The sequence below is a fragment of the Pseudomonas sp. B7 genome (assembly GCF_016735645.1).
Lineage (GTDB): Bacteria > Pseudomonadota > Gammaproteobacteria > Pseudomonadales > Pseudomonadaceae > Aquipseudomonas > Aquipseudomonas glycinae.
In genome coordinates this window covers 619,234-645,262 of sequence record NZ_JAERRE010000001.1, presented here as the reverse complement: position 1 = coordinate 645,262, position 26,029 = coordinate 619,234, and the positions used below count along the sequence as shown (strand labels likewise).

Below are 26,029 nucleotides of genomic sequence, written 5' to 3'. Positions count from 1 at the left end.
TCACGCTGCAGCTTTTTGGCTGGCCCGGTGGTGTCGAACCGTGTCAGCCAGACCATGGAGCATGTCAGTGATGTGCCTTGTCTGCCGATCCAGGTCATCCAGGTCAATCCCGCCGATACTGGTCGTGGAGAGTGCATTGGCAAATCCATGAATCGTGGCATTGCTCGATTCGATCTCATCAACGAGCCCAAGAATCTGGCGTTCGAACTCCAGCATCTTCGCGCCTGATTTGTCCGAGAGCGCGCCCATGGTTTCATCCACAATCTCTGGCAATCCCAGCAGCACAGCAACGCCGGTGCCGATAGCGCTGACCGCTTCGGAAGGCATGGAGGTCAGCGCCGACTTCAAGATATACCCGGAAGCCTGAGTCGCAGCTTCCTTGGAAAACTTCAGCTGGGATTTCTGGCTGTCCGGTTTCATGTTCTGGTATTTGGCTTTCAGATATTCAAACGGCTCCATCTGCTTGTATTCGGCTTTTTGAATGATCTTTTTCGCCGTCAGTTTGCTGGTTTTCAAGTTGACCGGCGCGCTCATGCCCGTTCGTTCGGCCACATAGTCGATCAGGCCGCTGACCGCAATTTTTGCGCCGATGCCCAAGCCGGCCCCCACCACATTTCCCACGCCGGGCGCTACGGCTCCCAGGGCCTGGGCGCCGATCCCGACGCCGACTCCCACGCCATAGCTGATGCCCTTGCCGATGATCAGCGTCAGGGTTCTGCGGGTTGCGGCAAGCGCCACATCAAGACCGGAACCCATTCTGTCGAGTTGTTTTGCAGCGTCGCTTGCGCGCTCCTTGGTGAGCCCGAGTATTTCAATGTGACGCGTCACCTGTTGGCTCATCTGGTCTTTCATGTGACGCGTTGCGATGGCCTGCCTGTTTTTGGAGTAGCTGGCGTTTTGCGAGGCAATGATCCGGTCTACGCCTGCATTGATATCTGCCACGGTGGGCCATTTGACTTTGGCTTCGCCGTTGACGTCGACGTGATTGACCGGGTTGTTCCCCACGAACGCGTACAGATTAGGCCCGTCTACAGGGCCTGCCGGATCGGCGCTGACCCAGCGCCCCAGCCAGCAGGCGTAGTAACGGGCGCCGTAGTAATACAACCGGGTGACATCCATTTCCTTGCCCGAGTAACGGAGGAACCGGTAATCCACTTCGATCAGCGCACGCGCCGCCATCCAGGCCGTGGCACCGAATGACAAGTAGCCTTCCCGGCTGATTATCTGCGCCTGTCGATCCAGTTCCAGCGAGACCGACCCCAGATGATCTGCGAGGGTATAGCGCAGTTGATCGGCATCGATCCGCGGCGGTTTTCCGGCCTTCCAGTGCAGGCAGACCGCGTTGCCGCTGGCCAGCGACAGGTTGATCAGGTGCAGCTCCTCACCGTTGTCCCGGGTGCGAATCTCCAGCCCTGGCAAATAACGCACTTCATGGAAGTGGCTGACTTTTGTCGTGTGGGTGTCGTGTCGCTTGTAGACCCGCTCGCCCTGGCTGTAGCGGTAATACTCTTGGTCATTGGCACTGCCGCCATTGCGATCGACGAGGGTGATCTTGTCCAGTTCGCCGCGCCTGTTCCAGTGCATCAGGACGCCGGGTTGCAGGGCCTGCAGGTTGCCGGCACGGTCGAACAGCCGGCTGAAATCCGGTGGTGGATCACCGGGTTTGCAGCGCACGCCGCGATTGCTGGCGGAGTCGATGCACATCTCGACGGTGTGGCTGGTGCCGTCGCGCACGTGGACGGTCTTGACGAGATTGTCGCCGTGGTCGTACTTGTAGTGCTCGACGTAATTGCGTCGGTCATCGGGGGCGGTCGGCTGCGGCCGTCCGAGGTTGTCCGAGGGCGCGGCATCGCTGTAACCGGTGGCGCGAATCAGCCGGTACAGGGTGTCGTAAGTTAACTCGCGGTGACCATTGATCCGCTGATTATGGAAATAGGTGGGCGTGTAGGCATGATCGAGAATGCAGGTGATGTTGCCCATCCGGTCGTATTTGTACTCGAAGTCCTGAAGCACCGGTCCTGAGCCCTTATGCGCGAAGTGGCGATGCAGGCGCCCGTCGGCGTGGTAATGCCAGTGACTGATCACGGCATTACCGGCCTGTTGTTCGATGATCTGCCCGGAGGCGTTGTACTGCGCATCCTGCAACACGGTTTGCCAAGTGCTCTGACCGTTGATTTGCAATTGCACGCGATTGAGTTGACCGGCCACGTCGTATGTCGACAGTTGCTGGTGTCCCCCGGCATCGGTCTGCGTCAACACCGTGCCCAGCGGGCCGTAGGCGCGACGGCTGACAAACGCTTTGCCATCGTGAAAGGTGCGGGTTTCACGCAATCCATGCCCCGTCATCCCGACGCTGTGAAACTCGACGGTACCGGACGCGTCGCTCTGTTCGATCAACTGTCCGCGCAGGTTGTACCCGGGATCGGCCGAGCAGTCGGCGTAGGTGAAGGTCTCGATATCCGGTGTGCCGTTTTCTCTGACGTTCAACGGTCGCAGTTGATGGTCGTAGGTCGTGAACCGGTGATTGTCCCGTGCATCCCAGCGCTGAAGTACTTCTCCCGACCGACCGGGCAATACCACGTTAGTGCCGGCATCGACACTCCGGACCTTGAGTGGCTGGCCACTCAGCGCAAAAACGGTTATCTGACCGGCAACGGACAGACGCGGATCCTGCTGCTCGATCGGGTGCCCGGCAACATCGTTGCGCAAGCGAGTGATCAGGGTGTCCACGGGACCGTCTGGGACTGTGCGTAGATAGGCAATCTGCCTGAGCGCCAGGCCCCGGCCATCATTGGCAGTGACCGAGGGCGTGCGCAGGTGAATGCTATTTGCCATTTCACGTGGTCCGGTTGCGGGACGGCGATTTAACATGAGCCTGGCTCAGCAAGTATTGATTGTCCGTGGTGCCCATCTCCTTGTAGTAGGCCAGTCCTCTTTTGGCGTGCGCGATATCCGCCATGACGGCTCTGGTTTGCTGCCGCAAACCGGCTCTGCTGATCGGTGCCAGCGTGTCTTTTGAGGTCGTCATGTTGACGTTGGGAAGCACATCCGCCGGATAGAGCACGTCGCTGCCTAATGCATCAAAGGCATTCTCGACCCATGTCGAGCGTTCCTGTAGAGCGGTTTGCCAACCGTTGAGCATGTCTTCGATCTTCTGGATCTTGACCGGGTCAAGGCGATTCTTGATGTCCTCAACCTCGATTGCCCGGGCAAACAACTCCAGAGCGGCGGGGATGATCGATATCCAAGAGCCCATTACTCTGCTCATCAGGAAGTAAGGGTTGATCACCGAGTTGAGCGCCGGATGCACGACCTCATCCTTGAAATCGCTCCAGTTGCGTATTTCCTTGACGGCACCCGTTATGCCGAGGTCGCTGTCAATCGCTGCCACGGACAGTTTCGAGGTCTGTGGGATCAGCGGGCCGATATGGAACGGCATCTTCCTCAACGGTACGTCTGCGATCGCTCCCGACACATCGCCCCCGATGTTGCCGCCGATCACTCCACCGGGTGTGGTGTAAGGCGTAGTGGTCGGGAACCCCGGCATGACCATGTCGATTTGTCCGCCGCCGATCAGGCCGGCCTCATAGCCGATTGCACCTTTCAGGCCTTCGACCGCCACGTTGGCCATCAGGCTTAGTGTGAAGCCTTTTTGCTTGATGATGTTGTGCAGCCTGTGGAGTGTGTATTCGGCATTCCCGGACACCTGGGAAACAAAACTGTTGTACAGCATGATGGTCGCCTCCGCCCTGGTACCTCCCGCAGGATCCACGTAGCGCAGTGGGCTGTTCCCGACAAACGCATATCGATTCGGCCCGTCCTCATCTCCCGTCGGGTCAGTGCTGACCCAGCGTCCCAGCCAAGGCGCGTAATACCGCACCCCATAATGATAAAGCCCGCTGCGATCCATCTCCTTGCCCGAGTAGCGGATGAACTTGTAATCCGCCTCCACGAGTTTGTCTGCGACCATCCACGCGGTTGCACCGAAGGCGAAATAGCCTTCCTGGCTGATCAGTCGCGCGTTCTGGTCGAGCTCGGTCACGCTTGAGCCCAGATGATCCGGCAGGGAGTAACGCACCTGATCGGCGTCGATGCCGGGCGGTTTGCCGGCGACCCAATGCAGGCATGTCACTTCGCCGACGCCGGTGGCTACGGTGATCCGGTGCAGCTCTTCACCCGAGCTTTTGCTGCGGACCTCCAGATTGCCCACGTAGTGCACTTGCTCGACATGGCTGACCTTGCGAGTGTGGGTTTCGAGGCGTTTGTAGACCCTGGCGCCCTGGCTGTATTGATACAGCTCCTGGTCAGGTGGACCGCTGGCATGTTCCACCAGGGTCAGTGACTCCAGTTGATTGCGGCTGTTCCACCGCATGGGTTGACCCCGCTGCAGCGCTAGCTGATTGCCGGCACGGTCGAACAATGCGCGGAAGTCCGGAGCCGGATCGCCCGGTTTCCAGCGCACACCACGGTTGCTGCCCGGGTCGATGCACATCTCGAAGGTATGGGCACTGCCGTCGCGGACATGGGTGAGCAGGGTCAGGTTTTTGCCTTCGTCGTATTCGTAGGTCTCGACATAGTTGCGCCGGTCCCGTGGGTCGGTTGGCTGAGGCCGGCCCGGGTTGTCTCTGGGCGGGGCGTCGCTGTACCCGGTGGCGCGGATCAGCTGATAAGTCGTGTCATGGTCAAACGTGCGCTGGCCGTCGACCCGCTGGTTGCGGAAATATGTCGGTGTGTAGGTGTGGTCAACAATGCGGGTGGTGTTGCCCACCCGGTCGTATCCATACCCGAAATCCTGAATCGCCTGCCCTGAAGCCTTTTGCGCGTACTGTCGCAGCAGGCGTCCGTCGGTGTCCCGGTAGCACCAGCGGTTGGTCACGTCGTTGCCGAGCCGTTGTTCGGTGATCTGGCCGGCGGCGTTGTAATCCGCACCTTTCAAAACCGGCTGGAAGGCTTGTCCGTCGAGTTGCAGTTGTACCTGGACGAGTTGCCCGGCGATGTCGTAGGTCGACTGTTGCAGGTGCCCGCCGGCGTCAGTGGTTTGCAACAGTGCGCCGACGGCGCTGAAGACCCGACGGCTGGTGCAGGTTTTGCCGTCCTTGAAGGTGCGGGTTTCTTCCAGCGTCTGTCCGTGCATGCCGAAGCTGTCGAGGGCGAGCGTGCCTGATGGATCGCTCAGCGCCGTCATCTGTCCGCGCAGATTGTGTGTCGGGTCGGCCGAAGCGTCGAGGTAGTGGAAGGTTTCGAAGTTCGCTGCACCGTTTTCCGTGACGGCCCGCAGACGCAGTTGCGGGTCGTAGGTCATTTCCCGGTGATTGCGGTTAGCATCCCAATTCTGAAGAAGCTCGCCACCGACACCCTGCAGCACCGTGTTTTCGCCACCGTCAACGTTGATCGTCCTGATCGCCACGCCGTCCAGCCTGTGCACCGTTGTGGTATTGGGCGTGGGCAGACGCGGATCGCGCAGCGCGACCAGTCGGCCGGCAACGTCATATTGCTGTCGGGTAATGAGCGCCTGCACATCCTCTCCAGCCACCCTGCGCAGGTAATCGATGTGTCTGTAGGTCTCGCCGCGCGGTCCGTTGACGGCCACCGTCGGGGTGTGCCAGTGCACGCTGGCGTTCATGGCTTGACTTTCTTCGCAGGTTTGACGGGCTGTTTGGCGGGTTTCGCAGACTTGCTCGCCGGTGTGTCGTCGGTGTCATTGAAGTCGTAGCTGCATTTGAACCACGGGTGCAGGAGGTCGAACGCCAGGTGGCCCAGCGCATTGATCGTCTGTATCGGCCGCCCCAAGGCGTCGTAGAACATCCGGTCGTGATAGCCGTGCTCGCGCATCGCGCTGTCGTTGATACAGCGGTGGGTATTGAGGAAGTAGGCGCGGTAGACCCGGATGGTTTCGCCCTTGTGGTTGTATTCCACGCGACTCTGCACCCGCCAGCGCGAGCCCCGGGTGGCCGGCATTTCGATCGGTTTGCCATCGGCGCCGGTCACGAGGTCATCCTCAGGGGTGGCGACAAAGGCATCGCCCTGCGGGACGAGCTGTTTGCTTTGCAGCGCGCGGCCGAAGCCGTCGAAGTAGCGGATCGTCATTTGAATCTGTTGCTGCGGGTCGGTGGGGTAGCGGTCGGCAACCAGGTTGAGGCTGTGTACCGGCTGCTTGAGGGTGGTTCGGATGAACTTGAGCAGGGCCTGTTCGCTGGTGCTGCGTTTTTTCAGCTGGTTCAGCCAGCGCAGGGCCGAGGCGCGGATGTGGCCGTCGGGCAGAATCAGCCCCTTGGCGATCCATTCCTTTCTTTTGATGGGCAGCGTTTTGAGCGGGAGTACCGGCATCCAGCTTTGCAGGTCGGTGCGCACCACGCTGGCAGCGGATGCCAGGGCGGTTTTCGGATTGGCGAGGGCGTATTCGACACTCAGGTCAGGCTGAGGCGGGTAAGCGGAAAGGGGAGCGAAACCGGCCTGAGCGCCGTTTTCGGTGCCATAAGAACTGAGGGCGGTGGGTTGCCTGTCTGCGTCGTACAGCACTTCCTGAATGTTCTCGTTGGCATCCTTGACACTGCACGGCAGAAGGGTGTGCCAGTCGTATGCCATGATTGTGGCGCAGCCGTCCGGCAGGGTGAGGGTCTTGGTCACCAGATGGAGCGGGTCCCAGGCGATGTGCGTCACGCCATGGCTGGCGGTCTGCTGCACATCGGTGACGTGGAAAAATTGGCTGGCATCGGCGTAGGTGAAAAAACCGCTCAGGGATGACCACAGGTTTTTCAGTTTGTCCTCTTCCGAATCTTCGGGGAGAAACAGATTCATCGGCTCATAGCCGATCTTGATCAGCTCGTCCCGAATGACAATCGGGACGTCGTCGTAGGCAGACAGTGCTTTCTTGTCGAACACAGCCTGTTCCATCGGGCCTGCCAAAGGTGGGTAAAGCATTTTGCCGGCGGCCTCCAGATAGGTCTGCTGCGAAAGCGAGGTCAGTTCGCGCGCGGCTTTCCATGCGGCGCTGTCTTTATGCCGATCGAAATTTTCGAAACTGATGTCCGCTGCGCGCAAACCGCCCGGCAGAGAGCCTTTGGGCAGCCTCATCGCATTACCACGCTGGCGGCAGGGCAAACCGAGCAGCCAGTGGCCGTTACTGGTCAAGTGAGTGAATTCGGCGAGAGCTTCCGTCAGATAAAAGCATTGCTGTTGCTCATCGTGGCTGTCCAGCCAGGCGCGTCGTTGATCTTCCTGATCGAAGGGCGGTTCGTCATTCTCGGTGCGGCGACGAGCACAAGCGACGGTAAAACCTTGTGTCAGATGACCGTATTCGTCCCACGCCAGATTGACCCTGTGTTCAACGCGTGGATCGTCCATGAAGCGTTCGTATTGATGGCTGCGGTTTTCCAGTTCCAGCACCAGCAGACTGGAGGGAGTTATGTTCACCTCTCGCACCAGATAGCGCGTTTCGCTCAGAGAGAACAGGCGCGCGGGGGCGGGGTCGTCTGCCTGGCAGACTTCGGTGCGAAGCAGGCGACCGGCAAGGGCGTAGGCGGTTTCGCGATCATCCTCGGCTTTGCGCCGCTTGCGAATGCGCTCTTTACGGCGTTTGGCATCGAACGCTGAAAAGACCGTGGGGCCCAGCGATGTGATTTCAGGGTCGAGTTCGCAGATACCTTTCAAAACGGGGTCAGTGCATTGACCGGTATGAAACCAGTGCGTCACCTTCATCGGCGCCGTATGGCCGTCTTCAGCCTTGCCAGGTTCCAGTTCACTGTCGATCTGACAGACCCGGCCGAAGCCACGGAATTCCCGTTCGATACCGTCGTAGGAACCTTCTTGATAGTCGAATGACTGCTTCAAGCGGTTGCCGGTGATTTCATCGAGTTGTTCCAGCCAGTGGAGCACCATCTGAGGAAACGGCAACCGGCTGACCGGATGCCTGCGAGCCATCAGTTCCCGGCGTTTTTCGTCCAGCCAGAATTGCGCACTGCTGCGATGTTGCAGCGTGGCGCTGTAGCCCATGTTGTTGTTGCAGCCGGTGAGCAGGTAGGGCCGTTTACTGACGAAGTGATACACCCAGTGCTGCGGTTTCATGTGGGGTTTGGTCAACAGCAGGCTGGCGCAGCCAATGCCTTGCAGATCGGCGAAGGTCACCTGGCAGAGGTTGTCGTAGCGAATGCCGGCAGGCCACGGGACACGCACGGGTGTCGGGGCCAGGCCGTTGCCACCCTGGTTGAACCAGATCTCGAAGTAATCCGAAAACAGGTAAATGAAGGCCGGGGCGCCGGAGCCGTCCAGGTCGGCGATGCGTACCCGGTCGGCATCGAATTTGCCATAGTCGAACAGCAAGTCGCTCAGTTTGAAACCTTCTCCAAACCGGCCATGTCCGAGGCTGGCCCAGCAGCGGATTTCATCGTGACGGATCCGGCACAGCTCCATGCCGCTGGCGCCCATGCCACTGAATGACACCAGTTCGCTGCGGGCATTGCCGAACAGCGGCAATCTGTCCGGGGTATGGGGCACATCCTGGCCGGGAGCAAATCCTTTTTCCCGCAGGTTGGCATACACCCGCACGCTGTTCGGGCCGATCAACGCCATGGAGTCCAGGCCATCGCCGCGCAGGTCGCCCAATTGTGCCAGTTGATGGAAAAACTCCACGGGAAACTGGTCGAACGATTTGAAAGGCGCCCAGCTGCCATCCGGCTTGAGCGTGTAACACCCGCTGCCACCGGGCTGCGCGACGACCCAGTCCAGACAGCCGTCACCGGTGAGGTCGGTAAGAATCTGCACCACCGGTTTGCTGCTGTCGGCGTTCGGAATCAGCGGCAGCAGGGTCCAGGGGCCGTAGACGATTTCGTCTGTGCCGGGCGTGCCGCGCAAGGGTTCGCGGAAATACCAGGCCCCGTCGTGCTGGCAGAGAAAACCGGGCAGGGCTTCACCGTAAAGATCGACACAATGGTAGGGCTGGCCGTCGTTGAGACCGGGCATGTGATCAAGTTGCAGAAAGGGTTTGGGGGTGGTGTCGAGTATCAGCGCCTCATAAAAATATTCGAGGGGCGGCATGTGTTTGACGTGACCTGTAGCGTCGTAACTCATGTAGTGCGCTGCTTTCAGATGATTGTATCGATGCGATGTGGATTCGTGCTCCAGTAACAGGCGATTGACCAGCGCCGGAGCGGGGCCGATGGCATTGAACAGCAGGAACTGTCGGCACAGGCGCCGAGTGCCGACTTCAAAGCCATGGCGATGCATTCGAAACGGATCGGAACGCACCGTCCAGGCATCTTCATTGGCGGGGTACGGTGGAACATCGTCATGCCCGGAGACGCGTTCGCCGTAGTCAATGATCAGTCGGAACAGCCAGTCGAGTAATTCGGGTTGAGCGTGATCAAGACAGTACAGATCGGCACTGGCGGTCTTGTTGCAATAACAGACCTGGCGCAGATAGCGTTGAGCACTGTAGTCAAAACGGGCGTCAGTGGTTTTGTCGTCGGTCTTGTACTGGTAAAAGATGTTTTCGCCCACGGGGTTCCTGACTTCCGTCAGCAACCACACAGCGATATGCGCCGGGGCTGCCGGGTCATGGATGCAGGAATCCAGGGTGTTGCCATAGCAATATCGAGTGCCATCGGCTCCAGAGACCACCCAGAACGGATGACCGCCATCGGTGGGCGTCCAGAGTTCGTAGCGGGTGAATGTCGTTTCCAGACGTGGAATGTAGAGCACCACTGAATAGGTTCTGGCGCTCCTGCCTTTACCGCGCGTACGCTTTTTTGCCTTGATCCTGCCGCGCGTTGTCCGTTCGGGCCGCAGGTCGGTTCCGTCAGCCTGCATGACATCGTCGGCTGCATATTTCGGCACGCCCTTGCTGGTCTTGCGCGAAATGGAAGCCACCGACAGATCCCAGCCAAGTCCGCATTTGCCGTTGCCCGCATTGCCGTCATAAACCAGCTGCAACTCGGGATTGAGCGTACGGGCGTTCAGGATCGGCAGTGGCAAGGTGTAAGACCGCTGCCCGGTCGCACCGATCTCTCCCCAACTGCGCCCGTTCGTAGCAATGGACGCTGTCTTGGCAATGGAAGGAGGAGTAACGAGCGCCTCTGCATCAAGGGCCATGGCAACGCAACCTGTGAACGTTCAGATTGCACGCTAACAGTGGGGGGTTGGCCGCGGCACCTGTCAGATCTGACAGGTGCCGACTGACGGCAGGCGAAAAAAAACCGGGCGGTCATCGCTGGCCGCCCGGTTTTTTACAAGCAGATGAAGTGCTTACTGCACTTCCACCGCCAGGCTTTCGCTGATCTTCTGTTGCCAGATCGCAGGACCGGTGATGTGCACCGATTCACCTTTGCTGTCCACCGCAACGGTGACCGGCATGTCCTTGACCTCGAACTCGTAGATCGCTTCCATGCCCAGTTCGGCGAACGCCAGAACCTTGGACTTCTTGATCGCTTGCGCCACCAGGTAAGCGGCACCGCCGACGGCCATCAGGTACACAGCCTTGTTGTCCTTGATCGCGTCGATGGCGGTCGGGCCGCGCTCGGACTTGCCGATCATGCCCAACAGGCCGGTCTGCTCAAGGATCTGACGGGTGAACTTGTCCATCCGCGTGGCGGTGGTCGGACCCGCCGGGCCAACCACTTCGTCACCGACCGGATCAACCGGGCCGACGTAGTAGATGAAGCGGCCCTTCAGATCAACCGGCAGGGTTTCGCCCTTGTTCAGCATCTCGACCATGCGCTTGTGCGCAGCGTCGCGACCGGTGAGCATCTTGCCGTTGAGCAGGACGGTTTCGCCCGGCTTCCAGCTCTGCACGTCTTCCGGGGTCAGGGTGTCGAGGTTGACGCGACGGGCCGACGGGCCGGCTTCCCAGACGATTTCCGGGTAGGCGTCCAGCGGTGGCGCTTCCAGCGAGGCCGGGCCGGAGCCGTCCAATACGAAGTGCGCGTGACGGGTGGCGGCGCAGTTCGGGATCATGCACACCGGCAAGGAAGCGGCGTGGGTCGGGTAGTCCATGATCTTCACGTCGAGGACGGTGGTCAGGCCACCGAGGCCCTGGGCGCCGATGCCCAGCTGGTTGACCTTCTCGAACAGCTCCAGACGCATTTCTTCGATGCGGTTCTGCGGGCCACGGGCCTTGAGCTCGTGAATGTCGATGGATTCCATCAACACTTCTTTCGCCATCACAGCGGCTTTCTCGGCGGTGCCGCCGATGCCGATACCCAGCATGCCCGGCGGGCACCAGCCGGCGCCCATGGTCGGAACGGTCTTGAGTACCCAGTCGACGATCGAGTCGGACGGGTTGAGCATGGCCATTTTCGACTTGTTCTCGGAACCGCCGCCCTTGGCCGCTACGTCCACTTCCACGGTGTTACCCGGAACGATGGAGTAGTGGATAACGGCCGGGGTGTTGTCCTTGGTGTTTTTACGAGCGCCCGCCGGGTCGGCGAGGATCGAGGCACGCAGGACGTTTTCCGGCAGGTTGTAGGCGCGGCGCACGCCTTCGTTGATCATGTCGTCCAGGCTCATGGTCGCGCCATCCCAACGCACGTCCATGCCCACCCGCACGAACACGGTCACGATGCCGGTGTCCTGGCAGATCGGCCGGTGGCCGGTGGCGCACATGCGCGAGTTGATCAGGATCTGCGCCATCGAGTCACGGGCCGCTGGCGATTCTTCGCGCAGGTAGGCTTCGTGCATCGCCTGGATGAAGTCCACGGGGTGGTAGTAGGAAATGAACTGCAGGGCGTCGGCAACGCTCTGAATCAGGTCGTCTTGCTTGATCACGGTCATGAGTCGCGCTCCTCCAAAAGACGGGAACATTCAATAAGGTGCCTGCGGCTTGGGTGCATCGGTCGGTCGCAGACACCTTTCAAGGCACGCCGGGGCTGCTGGCGCGACGCTAAAAAGGCGCGGCAGTATACCGCGCCTCCCCGGTGGTGACACGCGCCGGTAGTCATTCGTTGGTCGCATGGTTGGGGGAAGATTTGGCATCGGTTTTCACTTTCATATCGCTGCCCTCACCCCAACCCTCTCCCGGAGGGAGAGGGAGCTGATTTGTGTAGAGCTTGAAATAGATGTCTGACGCGATATTTCAGGATGCCGACATTCGACAAAATATCACGGTCAGTCCCCTCTCCCTCCGGGAGAGGGTTAGGGTGAGGGCGCTCTTGGCGGTACGCGAAGGTCATGCCTTTGACGCCAAATACCCGGCCCGAAAATCAATGGTCATTTATCGCCTGCGCCACTAAAGTGGCAGCCGGTCTGTAGAGTAGGACACTCGGTCAGCCTCTTATCGCACGGTGAGTCAACGATTGACCCATAACGCCATTCAACGTCTTTTGCTCAAACGCTTCGCCCTCGCTGCAGCCACCTATGGATTGGCCTTGCTGCTGCTGTGGCTGGCGTATTTCACCGGACATTACGAAGATTCGCTGGCTGGTGTCGCCGTCGGCAGCGCCCTGGTGGTCATCAGCCAGGCAATCCTGTTCGCGGTGTTTTTCTCAGGCTGCAATCTGCGCTTTTCCGACCCGAGCCTGACCGAAGCACAAGTGCTGCTCGGCCTTGGTTGGCAAACGTGGCTGATCGCGCATCTGGAAGAAGCCCGGGGCGAGTTCCTGGTCTTCTATGTCCTGATCCTGCTGTTCGGCCTGTTCCATCTGTCACAGCGGGCGTTCGTACGCTGCGCAATGCTGGTGTTCTTCAGTTTTTGCGCCATCACGCTGTGGGACGGTTACCACTTGCATCTGCACGATCCGGCGCTTTCCGCGTTGCAGGCTTGCATCCTGTTGATCGTGCTGGCGTGGCTGGTGATTTATGCGCGCTTCGTCCAGACCTCGCGCCAACGCATGCGTCAGCGCCGGTTCGCCTTGCAGGCGCATCAGGACACCCTGCGCGGGATGATGCGCCAGCTCGAAGACCTGGTGGCCACCGACGAACTGACCGGGCTGTTCAACCGCCGGCATTTCCTGCGCCTGGCCACCCGCGAGCTGAATGCGATGGAGCCCGACGTGGTGCATGGTCTGGCGCTGATCGACCTCGACCACTTCAAACGCATCAACGATATTCACGGCCACGCGGCTGGCGATCAGGTGTTGCAGGCTTTCGCCGGCGTGGCCGGGGCCTGTCTGCGCGACGGCGATGTGCTGGCGCGATATGGTGGTGAGGAATTCGTGGTGCTGCTGCCCGATTGCAACGCCGAGCGCCTGACCGCCTGTTGCGAACGGCTGCGCATCGCCTTCACCGACGTTGAACTGGTGGGCCTGAATGTGAAAAACCTGAGCCTGTCCGCCGGCATGACCCTGCTGGAATTGGGCGATGATCTGGACGATGCCTTGCAACGTGCCGATCAGGCGCTCTATCGGGCCAAGCGTGACGGACGCAATCGTTGCGCGGCGGCATGGGAGAACGTCGATGCCTGAACTGCGGGTCGGTGATCGACAGTGGTCGGTGGCGGCGGGCAGCAACCTGCTCGATGCCCTCAACCGGAACGGTGTGGCGGTGCCTTACAGCTGCCGCGCCGGCAGTTGCCATGCGTGTCTGGTGCAATGCGTGCAGGGCTTGCCCGCCGACAGTCGCCCGGATGCCCTGAGCGTCGAACAGCGTGATCAGGGCTGGCGGTTGGCCTGCCAGTGTCAGGTGATCGAAGACTTGCAGGTGCACACCTTCGACCCCGTCACCGATGGGCGCCCGGCCACGGTCGAAGCGCTGGACTGGCTCGGCGACAGCGTGTTGCGCCTGCGCCTGACACCCCAGCGGCCGCTGCGCTACAGCGCCGGCCAGCATCTGGTGCTGTGGGCCGGCCAGATTGCGCGGCCGTATTCGCTGGCGAGCCTGCCGGAAGAGGATCGCTTTCTTGAATTTCACCTCGATTGCCGCCAGCCCGGCGAATTCAGCGAAGCCGCGCGCCGCTTGCAGATCGGTGATCCGATCCGTCTCGGTGAACTGCGCGGCGGCGCGCTGCATTACGACCCGGACTGGCACGACCGGCCGCTGTGGCTGCTGGCCGCCGGTACCGGACTCGGCCCGTTGTTCGGCGTGTTGCGCGAGGCCTTGCGTCATGATCATCGGGGCGCCATTCGCGTCATTCACCTGGCTCATGACGCCGACGGGCATTACCTGGCCAAACCCCTTGAAGCACTGGCCGCGCAGCGCCAAAACCTCAGCGTCGAACGGTGGACCGCGGCCGAGTTGCCGGGCGCTTTGGCGCAACTGCGCCTTGTCTCCCGACAAACCCTGGCCTTAGTCTGCGGCTCGACGGCCAGCGTCGACGCGTTTGCCAAGCGTCTGTTCCTGGCCGGACTGCCGCGCAATCAACTGCTGGCCGATGTCTTCCTGAGCCGTGGTTGAGCGCTGAATTCTCAGACGCGAGACCTGCCATGCCCGAAGCCATCCTGCTGCACCGCGAACGCGGTTTGCTGACCCTGCGCCTCAACCGCCCGGACAAGAAAAACGCCCTGACCCGCGCCATGTACAGCCAGTTGGCCGACGCGCTGAAACAGGCTGATAGCGACCCTGAAATCAACGCCGTGCTGATCACCGGCAGCGCCGAGTGTTTCACCGCCGGCAACGACATTGCTGACTTCATCCAGCAACCGCCGAGCGACCTCGACAGCCCGGTGTTTCACTTCATGCTCAATTTGCTGGAGTGCCGCAAACCGGTGATCGCCGCGGTGGCCGGGGCGGCGGTGGGTATTGGCACGACGCTGTTGCTGCATTGCGATCTGGTGTACGTGGCGCGGGATGCGCGGTTGCGCATGCCGTTCGTCAATCTCGGTTTGTGCCCGGAGTTCGGCTCCAGCCTGATCCTGCCGCGTTTGCTCGGGCAGGCCAAGGCATCGGAGCTGTTGTTGCTGGGTGAAGGCTTCACCGGTGAGCAGGCGGCGCAATGGGGCATCGCAACCGAGGCGCTGGGCAGTGGCGAAGCCGCGTTGGCCAAGGCGCGGGAGATGGCGTTGTGGTTTGACGAGTTGCCGGCTGAAGCGGTGCGCATCAGCAAACAGTTGATGCGCGCGCCGGATCGCGAGTTGATTCGCAAGGTGATCGAGGAGGAGGGCGCGCTGTTCACTCAGCGGCTGAGGTCGCCGGAGGCGTTGGCGGCGTTGACGGGGTTCATCAAACGGCATTGAGATATCCGCCGAACGCACTCCGCGCACTGATCGTTCCCACGCGGAGCGTGGGAACGATCAAACTAGTAACGATCAGTCTGAAATGAAAAAGCCCCGCCATTCACATGGCGGGGCTTTTCGTTTTCAGCAACCGGTCACTCAGACCTGCGGGTCGCCCACGTGCAGGATTTTCATGCCGTTGGTGCCGCCGGTGGTGTGGTAGCTGTCGCCCTTGGTCAGGATGACCCAATCACCTTTCTCCACCACGCCGCGCTTGACCAGCTCGTCGATGGCTTTCTGGCTGACTTCGTTCGGGGCCAGCGAAGCCGGGTCGAACGGCACGGTGTACACGCCACGGAACATCGCTGCGCGGGCCTGGGCTTCGCGGTGCGGGGTGAAGCAGTAGATCGGCACCGACGAACGGATACGCGACATGATCAGCGGGGTGTAGCCGCTTTCGGTCAGCGCGATGATCGCTTTCACGCCCGGGAAGTGGTTGGCGGTGTACATGGTCGCGAGCGCGATGCTTTCGTCGCAGCGCTCGAATTCCTTGCCGATGCGGTGGCTGGAAGTCTTGCTGGTCGGGTGCTTTTCAGCGCCGACGCAGATGCGCGCCATCGCCTGCACGGCTTCCAGCGGATAAGCGCCGGCAGCGGATTCGGCAGACAGCATCACGGCGTCGGTGTAGTCGAGCACGGCGTTGGCCACGTCGGACACTTCGGCGCGGGTCGGCATCGGGTTCTGGATCATCGACTCCATCATCTGGGTCGCCACGATCACCGCCTTGTTGTGGCGGCGTGCGTGCAGAATGATTTTCTTCTGGATGCCCACCAGCTCGGCGTCGCCGATTTCCACACCGAGGTCACCACGGGCAACCATCACCGCGTCGGAAGCCTTGATCAGACCGTCGAGGGTTTCGTCGTCGGCCACGGCTTCGGCGCGTTCGATCTTCGCCACCAGCCAGGCGGTGCCGCCGGCTTCGTCGCGCAGTTGACGGGCGTAGTTCATGTCGGCGGCGTCACGCGGGAAGGACACGGCGAGGTAGTCGACTTCCATTTCAGCGGCGAGCTTGATGTCGGCCTTGTCTTTTTCAGTCAGGGCCGGCGCGGTCAGGCCGCCACCGCGACGGTTGATGCCTTTGTGGTCGGACAGCGGGCCGCCGATGGTCACGACGCAGTTAAGCTCGGTCGCGGTGGCGGTTTCAACGCGCATCACCACGCGGCCGTCGTCGAGCAGCAGCTCGTCGCCCACGCCGCAGTCCTTGACCAGGTCCGGGTAGTCGATGCCGACCACTTGCTGGTTGCCTTCGGTCAGCGGATGGCTGGTGGAGAAGGTGAACTGGTCACCGATCTTCAGCTCGATGCGCTTGTTGGCGAATTTGGCGATACGGATTTTCGGGCCTTGCAGGTCACCCAGCAGGGCGACGAAGCGACCGTGCTTGGCCGCGAGGTCACGCACCAGCTTCGCGCGAGCCTTGTGCTCGTCGGGGGTGCCGTGGGAGAAGTTCAGACGGGCGACGTCCAGGCCAGCCAGAATCAGCTGTTCGAGAACTTCCGGCGAGTTACTGGCCGGGCCAAGGGTAGCGACGATTTTGGTACGACGGACGGACATGCAAAGACTCCTCAGGTTCAAGCGCCAGCGAAGGCTACTATGCTCGAAGGGTGTAGTCATTGTTCGTTTGCACTACTTAATACTTTCTTTATTGAACACGGCAACTTTGGGACAAACGCGCCTGAAGATTTCCGACCAGGGGTCGATACAGAGCACAAGACAGGAGAACCCCCATGCGATTCGTGCCCATTGCCGCCCTTGCCCTCAGCGTCCTCGCCGCTTCGGGCTGCACCCGTTGGTCGATGAACCATCATTTGAACAACGCCTACAGCGCCTATGACCGGGGCAATTGCGAGCAGGTGATGCTTGAACTGTCCAAGGTCGAACGCGCCAGCCGCGCCCGCCCTTATGTGTGGCCGGAAGTGTCGATGATGCGCGGCCAGTGCCTCGAACGGCAGAAAATGTTCGTCGATGCGGCGCAGACCTATCAGTTCATCATCGCCTCGTACCCCAACAGCGAATACGCCTACCGCGCCCGCGCGCGTCTGGAAACCCTGCAGAGCTTGGGTCACTACCCGACGCGCAGCGCTGCCGCCGTGGTACGTCCAACCCGGTTCTGATGGCGGTTGCCATACAAAAGCTGGCTGCTTGTATAGGGTGAGCTATAGTCGAATGACACCGGTGCAGATCGATATCTGTACCGGCGCAACACCTGCGACTGGCATGAGATGCGCGTAGCGAGCGTCACACCGGGTGCGGGGAGAGCGAACCTGACGCACAGGTCCGTTCCGAAGCGAGAGTGCGGCTCTGTAATGGAGCCTTGCATGGCGAATTGCTTATGTTTACCGACCGTCGAATCGAACGGCATCAGCTGCCGTATTTTCTGCGAGTATTCAACAGCGTCACCGACAAACCCATCGGCTTTCTGGGCAACGTGTCCGAAGACGGTTTGATGCTCATCAGCCAGTTGCCGATGATGATCGGTGCCGAGTTCAACCTGCGCCTGAAAATTCCCTTGGGCGAGGGCTGTCAGCAGGTCATCGACCTCACCGCGTGCTGCCTGTGGTGCCACGAAGACGCGACCCCCCGACACTACGACGCCGGCTTCAGCCTGTACCGGACGCCGCCCGAGTATGGGCAACTGGTCGAGGCGTTGAAGCAGTACTTCAGCTTTCAGCCGTTGCCGGCCTCGGCTTGAAAACCAAAAGGGCCACAACCTGCCGAAGGTTGTGGCCCTTTTTCTTACTCGTTTATCGCAATCGCCCGTTCGTTATCCAGTGTCTTCTCCACCAGCAACAACCCCAATTCACTCAACTGATAGATCGCCATCGCCAGATGCCGCGGCTTGTCGTCCAGGCTGTCGGCCAGATCCAGCAACAGAATGCTGACCGAGGAAAAGGTTTCGTAGGTCTGGATGGCGATGGCTTCCGGGTTGATGTCCGGATCGACTTTGAACATCTGCATGCCACGATCCACGGAGTTGCGTGATTTTTCAGCTTTGGGGTTGAGGTAAAAGTCGAGGGCCCGATGGGCCGCGTCGTGGAGTTTTTTTGAATCGACGGAGGCGTAGGGGGAGACCGGATCGGTTTGATCAGTCTTGTCAGTTGGATCGATATCCGAAGGCGGATTTGGTGTAGCTTTGAACATACCTAACTTCCTAATAAGTTGGGCTGTTACCGCTTCGCGACTAAACGAGGGGGTGGCAGCTGTAAGCAGGTTAGTCGACCGGGGAAGTAGGCTTTTCCGGCGTGCCCGGGGGCACCCTGCTCACAGCCACCATCGAGTGCAGGGATAGGGAATACCCGACTGGACGATGCGTTTGCAAACCTATCTTACCTCGGGCGACTAAACCCGGCCGCTGATTGGCAGCGACGGGGATCAAGTTACGGGGCAACGCCAAGGTGCACAAGCCGGCGGATTCGCGCTTACATGTAGGCAAAAGCGTCACGTGTTGTAGCCTCAATTCCACCGTTTTTTTGTTGTCCACAAAAAGTGAGAGAACAACAGTTTTGCATCTCTTTTGAAGGTTTTTACACGTGGGGCAGAGCTAGTGTAGTCGTAGGCAAAGGGAGTTTTCTTGAGAACCGAGCTGTAAGAAAACCCCCAGTTAATTATTGGTTCTAGAGGACACGAACCGTAGAAGAAATACATCGAAAGATCTTGGAGACATAGGCGAAAGTCCGAAAGCTTTAGCTGGGACGTTTTCCTTTCAGCTTGGCCAAACCTTGATTGATGAAGCCAGCGTTTTCTCCGATTGTAAAAAGTGCTTCTCGGACGTTGTTTCCGGTATCCACCATTCCCTGTGCTTCGACCAGGAGTACTAATTCCATTAGAGCGGCTTCCAAGCCGAGTTGATTCTGATACATCCTTTCCAACACGTCTGATAGAGAGTATTGAACGGCCATTCTTAGGCTCCTTTTTGCAAAAAAACAAGCATAGCAGTGGCATCTGCGAGTGTTAGTTGGCTAGCGATTTCTACTCGACTGGTGAGATGCATCAGCTTGTGATGCTCCTCGGGTGAACTGAGCCAGCTTATTGTTTAGAGCTTTTGATTTTTCGTAGTTTTAATCTGGCCTTCCCGTGTGAATTTCACAATGTGTTAGCAGAGTGCTCCAGATTTTTTCCAGCTCAGATACCGCGAAATTACGTCTGTACTCAATTCACTTGGGGGGGCATCTATCACTTGCACTCCTTGGGCACTCAATTTTTCATGGAGCACCGATCGGGCGTTCAGGTAATCCACTGTTGCGCAGTATTCAAGCGCTTGCTCAATCGTTTGCACCTGCGAATGCCGTCTATCTTCAAGCGTGCTTTCACGCAGGCTGGCCACGAGTACTTGATGCTGTTGGCTTAATTGTCTGACGGCGTTCAGCAATTCCTCATCATCCTTATCCCGCACATTCGTCACCAACACCACCAGCGCCCGACGCTTCTGCCTCGCCAGCAACTGATTTACCGCCGCCGGATAATCCGCCGAACGCCGCGTGCTATCCAGGTCATAAACACCGTTGAGCAACACCTTGAGCTGCCCCGCACCTTTGACCGGTGCAATGAACCGCGGCTGATCGCTGGCGAAGGTGGACAAGCCCACCGCATCCCCCTGCCGCAACGCCACATAACTCAACAGCAGACACGCATTCAACGCATGATCAAAATGCGAAAGCTCCCCATCCTGACTGCGCATCTGCCGCCCGCAATCGAGCATGAAAACAATCTGCTGATCCCTCTCGTCTTCGTACTCCCGGGCAATCGGTGTGCGGTGGCGGGCGGTGGCTTTCCAGTCGATCTGACGCAGGCTGTCGCCTTCGCGAAATTCCCTGAGCTGATGGAATTCCATTCCCAGGCCACGACGCTGGCGCTGACGCACGCCGAGCTGGCTGAGCCAGTTGTCGACCGCCAGCAACTGGCCGCCGTAGAGGCGGGCGAAGTCGGGGTAGACGCGGGTGTGGTCGGTGATGGTCAGCAGGCGTTTGCCGGACCACAGGCCGAAGGGGCTCGGCAGGTTGAGTTCGCAGGTTTCGAAGGTGTAGTGGCCGCGTTTGAGCGGGCGCAGGCGATAGCCGATCAGGCTGCGCTGGCCGGGTTGCAGCTCGGTGGAGAGCGGCAGGTTTTCGTAGCCGAGGCTGTCGGGTACGTGGTCGAAGATTTGAATGGCCAGTGGCTGGTCGAGCTCGTGTTCGACTTCCAGCCGGATATCGCTCCAGCGACCGAGGGCCAGGCTGCCGGGCACCTGTCGTTGCACGCGGGGCGAGGGCAGACGCTTGAGACGCAGCGCGTCCAGCAGGCTCAGCGCAAACAGCGCCAGCAACAAACCCCAGTTGATCGACAACAGGCTCGATGGCACTTCCACATCCAGCGCCTGCAACGCGCCCAGCACAATGCCGATGGCCAGCAGGATCGCCAGCCAGATCAACAGCAGGCGCGAGGGTTTCACAGGCGCGGCGCCGGGATCTGGTCAAGCAGTTGCTGAAGGACTTGATCGACTTGCAGGCCTTCGATGTCCAGCTCTGGCGCGAGGCGTACCCGGTGACGCAACACCGCCAGTGCGCAACCCTTGATGTCGTCGGGAATCACGAATTCACCACCGCGCAGCAAGGCCCGGGCGCGGGCGCAACGGACCAGTGCAATGGAGGCGCGTGGCCCGGCGCCTAGGCTCAGCCCCGGCCAGGTGCGGGTGCTGCGCGCCAGACGCACGGCGTAATCGAGCACCTGATCGTCCAGCGGCAAATCGCTGGCGATGCGTTGCAGGGCCTGCACGTCCTTGGCCTGCAACACGGTGCGCAGCGGTTGCACGTCAAGCATGTCGGCACGGGTCGAGCGGCTGACCTGCCGCACCATGTCCAGCTCCTGATCGGCGTCGGGGTAATCCATGCGCACCTTGAGCATGAAGCGATCAAGCTCGGCTTCGGGCAGCGGATAGGTGCCTTCCTGTTCGATCGGGTTCTGCGTGGCGAGCACCATGAATGGCTGGGCAATCGGCAGGGCCCGGCCTTCGAGGGTGACCTGACGTTCCTGCATCGCTTCGAGCAGGGCGGCTTGGGTCTTGGCCGGGGCGCGGTTGATCTCGTCGGCCAGCAGCAGGTTGGTGAACAGCGGGCCCTTGCGCAGTTTGAACTGCTCGGTTTGCAGGTCGTAGACCGCGTGGCCGGTGACGTCGCTGGGCATCAGGTCCGGGGTGAACTGAATGCGCGCGAACTCGCCGCCGAAGCATTTTGCCAGGGCGCGTACCAATAGGGTCTTGCCGAGGCCGGGAACGCCTTCGAGCAGCACGTGGCCGCCGGCGATCAGCGCGGTCAGCACATCGTCGATCACCGGGTTCTGGCCGATCAGCGCTTTCTGCAATTCGCCGCGTACGGCCTGGGCCAACTGGCTGGCGCGTTGGCGTTGCTGGGCCACATGGCTGGGCGAGCCGGGTTCGATGTGTTCGGTCATAGCGTGTTCCTCAAGGCTTGCAGGTGGGCGACCTGACGGCAGAATTCGGCGCTGGACAGGCGCCGCTTCGGTGCCGGGCTCAGGGCCTGGCTGATGGCACGGGTCGGTTGGCGGGTCAGGCGCGACAGCACCAGCCATTGTTCGGCGACATTCAGTTGGTCGAAACCGGGATGTCGATGACGGGCGCGGCGCAGAACGTCCTGCTGCAACGCTTGCAGCAAGGTCTGCTGGCCGTTGTGACGCAGGATGAAATCGGCACTGGCGCGCAGGTGTTCCATCAACTGTCGACGACCACTCGGAGACGGCGCCTGCACCGGGCCGTGACGCACGCCGACATGCCACAGCCACAGACCGATCAAGGCAATCAGGGCCACGATGGCTTGCGGAAAATACCGCCAGAGCAGGGCCGGCAGACTGTCGTGCTCGGTGTTGAACAGCAGGGTCACAGCGGTATCGGCGCTCAGATACCAGAGCAGCCAGGCATTGTCGTGTTGCGCAATGGCCGGGGTTTTCCACAGATCGGCATCGGTGATCACGGTGATCGTGCCGAGGCCGAAAGCCAGTTGCATCATGTGCGTGGCTTTCGCGCTATTGGCCCAGGCCTGGGCGAGGTTTTTCGGGTCGTCGAGGTGGAACGCGGTGTCGAATCCGGCGTAGGCGGGTGCGTCTTCGTCTTCCAGATAGAGTTTGGTCAGATTCGGGAACGGGTCTTCGGCGGCATCCGGCGGCGGATCCTTGAGATCCTTGCTGAAGGATTGACGCAGTTGCACGCGGTCGAGCAGCAGGTCGTTGCTCTGGCCGGTCTTTTCATTCCAGATCGATTCGGCGACGAACACCAGCCTTCCGCCGGCCCGGGCCCAGTTCAATACCTGGTCAACCTGACGCGGAGTCATTTTCGAGCGGTCGTTGAACATCAGCAACGTGTGCTGGCGCGGATCGATTTCAGGTAGCACGGCAAGGCTTTCGGCATGGCTGACGTCGATCCCGCGCTCGCGCAGAAACATCTCCGCCGCCAGATAAGGGTTGGCTTGCGCAGCGGGGGACGGGCCGTGATCGACTTCGGTCTGGTACGGCGTGGCCTTGAGGTACAGATAAATGCCCAGCACAGCGAGCAGGGCGACGATCAGCGCACCGCCCAGAAGCCACAGCGCGCGCCGGTTCAACGGGCGGCTCCGTGGCCGAACAGGGAGCGCCAGCCATCACACAATTCCTGTTGCAGATGTGCCGCCGGTACGCGGTGCCCGTAGGCCATGTTCTGCCAATGGCCGGTGAGGTGACGGCTATAAGTGAGCAGATCCGGACGTTGCAACTGTTCGATCCGGGCCAGCACTTCGTTTTCGGTATCGGCGGGTTTCAGGGTCAGGTTGAAATCGTGCAGCAGATGACTGAGCAGTGCCCGGTACAAAAGCCCCAATGCCGCACGCGGCTCGGTTTGCCAGAGCTGTTCCGCGTGGCTGGCGATGTCATCGGGCAAGCTTTCCTTTTGCAGATCCAGACCGAAGGCTTGTTGTGGCAAGGGTCTTCCGTTCGCTTCGGGCAAGCGCGGACGGCGGCCGACGAATGCTTGCAGAAAATCCCGATAACGCCGGATCAGCCAGCCAGCCCCGGCGATCGCCGCGCCCCACAGCACGACTTCGATCGCCTTGGCCAGGCCATCGAGGTGTCGGCCATCCAGCCAGTCGAGCAGTGTTTTCAACCATTGCGGTGCTTCACTTTCCCTGGCTTTTTCGGCGGCAGCGGGATCTTCGCCGAAGTGATAACGGGTGACGGTTTCCTTGTTCTTGAATGGCGGTTGATCGAGCAAGGCCTTGATGCTGTTACGGGATGCCTCGCTGGTCAGTGGCTGGTTCAACAGACGCGGTGCATCAGGCGCAGTGGCAGGTTCGGCAGCCCAGGCTGAGGGCAACCCCGGCAACAGCAGACACACCGCCAGCAGCAAGCCGATTGCGCTGCTGTTCAAACGCTGGCGCAAGCGGCGGAACACCAGTTCGATGTCCCACGCTTCGAGGACGGTGCGGCGGTTCAGATACAGGCTGAACCCGCAGGCGACATACACCGGTTCCCAGATCACCAGGATCAGCGCATAGAACGTATTGGTCAGATGCTCCAGCCAGCGCCATTCGTGGTCGGCCGCGAAGATCAGGCTTTGCCAGTCCCAATTGGTTTCGACCTGTTGCGGCAGAAGCAGGTAGAACAACACCATCAGGCCGATCCACAGCGCCGTTTCCAGATGCACGCCGATGATCGTCAGCCACTGCGCGGTGCCGGCATTGCGTTGCAGCAGTACTTGCAAGCGCTGCTGGCGCGCCGTGCTGTCGAGGCCTTCGAGTTGCAGCACCGGCAGCAGGAAGCTGCGACTCAGGCTGAACCGGCGCCAGGTCAGGCTGGCGATGAGTTGCGGCTTGAGCAGGCGCGGCCATTGGCGCAAGGCCTGTTTCAAGGTGGGTGTTTCGCCGAACAGCGCCTTGGACAGGATGTACAGCGGCAAGCGTTCGTAGGCCGGTTTCAGCCACCAGAAGATGAACACGGCGAGTGACGGTGAATCCCACAACAGCAGGCTGAGCACCGCGAACAGCGGCAGGGTGACGATGGCCCAACTGGTCATCAGCAGGCGCCGATGTTGCTGGCTCATGAGCACGCCCAGGTCCATGGCTTCCCAATTGGTGCGCGGACGGATTGCCACGGTTGCGTCACTCAGGCGCATGGCGGGTCCTTCCGGCGAACAGCAGATAGAGCGCCACGCAGAGCCAGAGCCCGGCGCCGACCAGGTATTTGGTCTGCGGCGAAACCCCGGTGCGCGACGACCAGTAGGCTTCGATAAACGCGGCGATCAACAGGAACAGCATCACGCCACAGATCAGCAGGATGCTCCGGCGCGCCGCAATCTGCAGCGCCTCGATTCGTGTAAGGCGTCCCGGCGCAATCAACGCCCAGCCCAGTTTCAGCCCCCCCGCACCGGCCAGAACAATCGCACTGAGTTCAAATGCCCCGTGCCCGATCACGAATGACCAGAAGGTCTGGCCGAAGCCGATTTCACTCAGGTGCCCGGCCACCGCGCCGATTATCAGGCCGTTGTAGAACAGGAAAAACGCGCTGCCCACTCCCAGCAGCAAACCACTGGCGAAGGTCTGAAAAGCAATGCCGATGTTGTGCATGATGTAGTAGCCGAACATCACCCAGTCTTCGCTCGCCGCGCGTTCGGCCGAACGCCCGAGGTGGCCGGCGACCGGGTCGTACATGCTTTGCATCTCGCGGACCTGCTCGGCCGGGATCAGGCTGTAGATCAATTCGGGACTCAGATACACCAGCACCCCGAAACCGATCAGGCTGCCGAAGAACAGCAGGGCGGCGGCCAGCACGAAGCGCCATTCGGCGCGCACCAGTTGTGGAAAACCGGCCAGGATGAAACCCGGCACGTCCGCGCCGATCCGGCTGCGATGCCGGTAAAGCTGTTGATGACCGCGCAGCACTTGCTGTTGCAGGGAGTCGACCAGAAAACTGCTGTAGCCGCGTTCCTGCGCCAGGGCCAGATGCTGGCAAAGGCGCCGATAAGCCTTGGGAAATTCCGCCACCTGCGAGGTGCCCTTGCCGCGTTCCAGGCGTTCGAGAGCAAGCGTGAAACGCTCCCATTCAGCCTTGTGGCGGGATTCGAAAAGGCTTTGCTTCATGTCGGCCCCAACAGGCCGCGAGCGATGCCGTTGAGCTCACCGACGGCTTTCGGCGCGCTGATGTGCAGCGGCTGAGCGAGCAATGCAGCGAGTTCATTGACCCGTGCCGTCGAAAGCTCGCCCTGGCGCTCGGCGAAAGCGAGCAGGGCACGTTGTTCAGTCTGGGTCAGCGGGATCGGCGAACGACGGGGGGCGGCATCGGGTAATTGCGGGCGCTTGAGCGGGCGTTCGCTGTAGATCACCAGCGTGCCGGCCGCGATATCGCCGAGGCGTTTGAAGGTCGGGTGTTGCAGGCAACTGATCGCACCGAGGAAATAGCCGAACGGCATCAGGTCGACAAAGCGCAGCAGATTGCGCAACAGGGAGGCCGGCCAGCCGACTGGCGTGCCATCGTCGTGCACCACCCGCAGGCCCATCCATTGTTTCCCCGGCGAGCGACCCTGACGCAGTACTTCGAACAGCACCATGTACCACCAGCTCACCCCGAACAACAGCAGTGAGCCCAGGCCGATACCGAGTTTGCCGAGCAGCGCCAGTAACATGAAAAGCAGTCCCAGGATCAGCCCGCGCAACCCCAGATCGACGGTGAATGCCACGGCGCGCACCATCAGGCCGGCGGGACGCAGCGGCAGATCGATGCCTTCCGGCGTTTCGACCTGGTGCCGCGTGTCCAGTGGCGGGGCCAGCGGTGCTTTCCTTGGCGGTGCTGTGGTCTCGAGCATGGGCTACCTGATGTTGCCGGATCGGGATGCAAGTGCGTCCGATGCTAGCAGTCTCTCGGGGGGAAACGACATCACTATG

18 protein-coding genes are annotated in these 26,029 nt (G+C 60.6%); 5 read left to right on the top strand and 13 right to left on the bottom strand.

Annotated elements, in window-relative coordinates:
- From JKA62_RS03110 to JKA62_RS03095, 4 genes are all read right to left on the bottom strand, one after another.
- Positions 1-2,835: an RHS repeat-associated core domain-containing protein gene (locus tag JKA62_RS03110; protein ID WP_201816301.1), complete on the bottom strand. Its 2,835-nt coding sequence runs from the start codon at positions 2,833-2,835 to the stop codon at positions 1-3.
- A gap of 1 nt (position 2,836) precedes the next feature.
- Complete coding sequence (locus JKA62_RS03105; protein ID WP_201816299.1) at positions 2,837-5,623, bottom strand: RHS repeat-associated core domain-containing protein; 2,787 nt, start codon at positions 5,621-5,623, stop codon at positions 2,837-2,839.
- On the bottom strand, positions 5,620-10,086 hold the full coding sequence (locus tag JKA62_RS03100) for a SpvB/TcaC N-terminal domain-containing protein (RefSeq protein WP_201816297.1): 4,467 nt from the start codon (positions 10,084-10,086) through the stop codon (positions 5,620-5,622). Before JKA62_RS03100 ends, JKA62_RS03105 begins: the two co-directional genes overlap by 4 nt.
- Before the next feature lie 153 nt (positions 10,087-10,239).
- Positions 10,240-11,763, bottom strand: coding sequence for a fumarate hydratase (locus JKA62_RS03095; RefSeq protein WP_007960181.1), 1,524 nt, complete (start codon positions 11,761-11,763; stop codon positions 10,240-10,242).
- A gap of 521 nt (positions 11,764-12,284) precedes the next feature.
- On the opposite strand from JKA62_RS03095, the gene JKA62_RS03090 reads away from it, so the two are divergent.
- Genes JKA62_RS03090 through JKA62_RS03080 form a run of 3 tightly spaced genes read left to right on the top strand, consistent with a single transcriptional unit; the run spans position 12,285 to position 15,098 of the window.
- Entirely contained in the window at positions 12,285-13,391 is a 1,107-nt protein-coding gene (locus tag JKA62_RS03090; RefSeq protein ID WP_201816295.1) for a GGDEF domain-containing protein, read from the top strand.
- On the top strand, positions 13,384-14,319 hold the full coding sequence (locus JKA62_RS03085; protein WP_201816293.1) for an iron-sulfur-binding ferredoxin reductase: 936 nt from the start codon (positions 13,384-13,386) through the stop codon (positions 14,317-14,319). The genes JKA62_RS03090 and JKA62_RS03085 overlap by 8 nt, the downstream gene beginning before the upstream one ends.
- Positions 14,320-14,348: 29 nt before the next feature.
- Entirely contained in the window at positions 14,349-15,098 is a 750-nt protein-coding gene (locus JKA62_RS03080) for an enoyl-CoA hydratase-related protein (protein ID WP_201816291.1), read from the top strand.
- A gap of 138 nt (positions 15,099-15,236) precedes the next feature.
- Here the strand turns inward: JKA62_RS03080 and pyk are convergent, their stop codons facing one another.
- On the bottom strand, positions 15,237-16,688 hold the full coding sequence (pyk, locus tag JKA62_RS03075) for a pyruvate kinase (RefSeq protein WP_007951250.1): 1,452 nt from the start codon (positions 16,686-16,688) through the stop codon (positions 15,237-15,239).
- 173 nt (positions 16,689-16,861) lie between these two features.
- On the opposite strand from pyk, the gene JKA62_RS03070 reads away from it, so the two are divergent.
- Together JKA62_RS03070 and JKA62_RS03065 are read left to right on the top strand one after the other, a co-directional pair.
- Complete coding sequence (locus JKA62_RS03070; protein ID WP_011335675.1) at positions 16,862-17,248, top strand: tetratricopeptide repeat protein; 387 nt, start codon at positions 16,862-16,864, stop codon at positions 17,246-17,248.
- Positions 17,249-17,466: 218 nt separating this feature from the next.
- Positions 17,467-17,826, top strand: a complete 360-nt coding sequence (locus JKA62_RS03065) for a PilZ domain-containing protein (protein WP_007951248.1) — start codon at positions 17,467-17,469, stop codon at positions 17,824-17,826.
- A gap of 44 nt (positions 17,827-17,870) precedes the next feature.
- Here JKA62_RS03065 and JKA62_RS03060 read toward each other — a convergent pair whose 3' ends face one another.
- The 8 genes from JKA62_RS03060 to JKA62_RS03025 form a co-directional block, all read right to left on the bottom strand.
- Complete coding sequence (locus JKA62_RS03060; protein WP_011335674.1) at positions 17,871-18,275, bottom strand: DUF6124 family protein; 405 nt, start codon at positions 18,273-18,275, stop codon at positions 17,871-17,873.
- A 542-nt stretch (positions 18,276-18,817) separates the two neighbouring features.
- Positions 18,818-19,033, bottom strand: coding sequence for a hypothetical protein (locus JKA62_RS03055; protein WP_041475416.1), 216 nt, complete (start codon positions 19,031-19,033; stop codon positions 18,818-18,820).
- Between the two features lie 194 nt (positions 19,034-19,227).
- Complete coding sequence (locus tag JKA62_RS03050; RefSeq protein WP_201816289.1) at positions 19,228-20,562, bottom strand: DUF58 domain-containing protein; 1,335 nt, start codon at positions 20,560-20,562, stop codon at positions 19,228-19,230.
- Positions 20,559-21,560 carry an AAA family ATPase gene (locus JKA62_RS03045; protein WP_085610826.1) on the bottom strand — a complete coding sequence of 334 codons (1,002 nt, stop codon included), beginning with the start codon at positions 21,558-21,560 and terminating at the stop codon, positions 20,559-20,561. Before JKA62_RS03045 ends, JKA62_RS03050 begins: the two co-directional genes overlap by 4 nt.
- The gene (locus JKA62_RS03040; RefSeq protein WP_201816275.1) at positions 21,557-22,723 is read right to left on the bottom strand and encodes a DUF4350 domain-containing protein; all 1,167 of its coding nucleotides are present in this window, start codon (positions 22,721-22,723) and stop codon (positions 21,557-21,559) included. Before JKA62_RS03040 ends, JKA62_RS03045 begins: the two co-directional genes overlap by 4 nt.
- Positions 22,720-24,264: a DUF4129 domain-containing protein gene (locus tag JKA62_RS03035; RefSeq protein WP_201816272.1), complete on the bottom strand. Its 1,545-nt coding sequence runs from the start codon at positions 24,262-24,264 to the stop codon at positions 22,720-22,722. The genes JKA62_RS03040 and JKA62_RS03035 overlap by 4 nt, the downstream gene beginning before the upstream one ends.
- The gene (locus JKA62_RS03030; protein WP_201816269.1) at positions 24,251-25,228 is read right to left on the bottom strand and encodes a stage II sporulation protein M; all 978 of its coding nucleotides are present in this window, start codon (positions 25,226-25,228) and stop codon (positions 24,251-24,253) included. The genes JKA62_RS03035 and JKA62_RS03030 overlap by 14 nt, the downstream gene beginning before the upstream one ends.
- Entirely contained in the window at positions 25,225-25,950 is a 726-nt protein-coding gene (locus JKA62_RS03025) for an RDD family protein (RefSeq protein WP_011335668.1), read from the bottom strand. The genes JKA62_RS03030 and JKA62_RS03025 overlap by 4 nt, the downstream gene beginning before the upstream one ends.
- Between the last annotated feature and the right edge of the window lie 79 nt (positions 25,951-26,029).